Source organism: Gilliamella sp. Bif1-4 (assembly GCF_001690535.1).
Classification (GTDB): domain Bacteria; phylum Pseudomonadota; class Gammaproteobacteria; order Enterobacterales; family Orbaceae; genus Gilliamella; species Gilliamella bombi.
Genome location: NZ_LZHC01000018.1, coordinates 1 through 1,998 on the forward strand (window position 1 = coordinate 1; position 1,998 = coordinate 1,998).

Annotated in this window: 2 protein-coding genes; both read right to left on the reverse strand. The window is 28.8% G+C overall.

Going from position 1 to position 1,998, the window contains the following annotated elements:
• Positions 1 to 888, reverse strand: an 888-nt coding sequence (locus tag A9G25_RS02695) for a hypothetical protein (protein WP_141674980.1), incomplete at its 3' end; no start/stop codon positions are given.
• Positions 889 to 940: 52 nt separating this feature from the next.
• Positions 941 to 1,894, reverse strand: coding sequence for a hypothetical protein (locus A9G25_RS02700; RefSeq protein WP_065625643.1), 954 nt, complete (start codon positions 1,892 to 1,894; stop codon positions 941 to 943).
• Positions 1,895 to 1,998 lie beyond the last annotated feature (104 nt).

The following is a 1,998-nucleotide window of genomic DNA, read 5'->3' on the forward strand; positions in this document are numbered from 1 at the left end:
ATCTTTTTCAAAATCAAAGATTTCTTCCGGCTCCCAACGTTTAGTTTTAATCACTTTGCCATCTTTATTTAATATTTGATTTTCTACACGGTTTGAATCGTCATGACGAATTACATGATTGGTTTTGATTCCTTTTCCATCAAAATAATCATCAATTTCATAGATATCATCTTGTCTAATATAAGACTCAATCAAATAACGTCCTGTTTTGATATTTTTTTTAATCGCTTTAGTCATGAGTCCCGTATTTTCATTAAACTCAATTTCAGAGGTATAAATAATATTATGATTATTATCGTATTTTTCTATATTAAACTGCTTTATATTATTATTTGGCCAGTAATCATAGGTATAATGACTAATTAATGCTAAAGGTCTTTTTTGAATACTGACTACAATGCCGTGTTTTTTTTCAACTCTCAAATAACAAGGTAACTCAAATACCTCTTCAAATGAAGCTTGCTGATGTAATTGCTTATGTTCATCTAGCGTATAAAAATAGATACCATCCTCTAGTGATTGAAAAGAGTCTGTTGGATACATTATTTCAATAATATTTCGCTTACGTTGCCATACATCATTATATTGATAGTTTTTATTTAATTTCACCTGTGCAATACTTTGAATCCCCTCTCTATACATTCTTGGTTTGGTTTCTAGACCAACAAGTGATGAAAATAAATTTTTTTCAGGGTAACTGTCTTCATTATCAAGGAAAAGCATAAAATCATGTTGAAAATAAATTTTACCTGGAACGATATTTTGTTGTTTTAATTTGTTGATTATTTGTATTTTTTTGTCTTTGTTTTTTGCTTCAGCGAAAGTGGGTTGGCTGTTTGATACCCAAGCAAAAAAACAGATTAGGGAAATTGTTATTATCTTTTTCATATTGTTTTGGTTTTTTCTAAATAGTCAGTAAGGTACATTAATTTAATTAGGCTTACAAATCAAAAATATCGCATCGCTTATGGCATTTGAATTTATTGTACGGATAAGGCTCGTCTAAATCTTTTTCAAAATCAAAGATTTCTTCCGGCTCCCAACGTTTAGTTTTAATCACTTTGCCATCTTTATTTAATATTTGATTTTCTACACGGTTTGAATCGTCATGACGAATTACATGATTGGTTTTGATTCCTTTTCCATCAAAATAATCATCAATTTCATAGATATCATCTTGTCTAATATAAGACTCAATCAAATAACGTCCTGTTTTGATATTTTTTTTAATCGCTTTAGTCATGAGTCCCGTATTTTCATTAAACTCAATTTCAGAGGTATAAATAATATTATGATTATTATCGTATTTTTCTATATTAAACTGCTTTATATTATTATTTGGCCAGTAATCATAGGTATAATGACTAATTAATGCTAAAGGTCTTTTTTGAATACTGACTACAATGCCGTGTTTTTTTTCAACTCTCAAATAACAAGGTAACTCAAATACCTCTTCAAATGAAGCTTGCTGATGTAATTGCTTATGTTCATCTAGCGTATAAAAATAGATACCATCCTCTAGTGATTGAAAAGAGTCTGTTGGATACATTATTTCAATAATATTTCGCTTACGTTGCCATACATCATTATATTGATAGTTTTTATTTAATTTCACCTGTGCAATACTTTGAATCCCCTCTCTATACATTCTTGGTTTGGTTTCTAGACCAACAAGTGATGAAAATAAATTTTTTTCAGGGTAACTGTCTTCATTATCAAGGAAAAGCATAAAATCATGTTGAAAATAAATTTTACCTGGAACGATATTTTGTTGTTTTAATTTGTTGATTATTTGTATTTTTTTGTCTTTGTTTTTTGCTTCAGCGAAAGTGGGTTGGCTGTTTGATACCCAAGCAAAAAAACAGATTAGGGAAATTGTTATTATCTTTTTCATATTGTTTTGGTTTTTTCTAAATAGTCAGTAAGGTACATTAATTTAATTAGGCTTACAAATCAAAAATATCGCATCGCTTATGGCATTTGAATTTATTGTACGGA

Bases quoted from the DNA above. Each gene is read 5' to 3' on its own strand.
- A9G25_RS02700 (WP_065625643.1), bottom strand. From the start codon at position 1,894: ATGAAAAAGATAATAACAATTTCCCTAATCTGTTTTTTTGCTTGGGTA.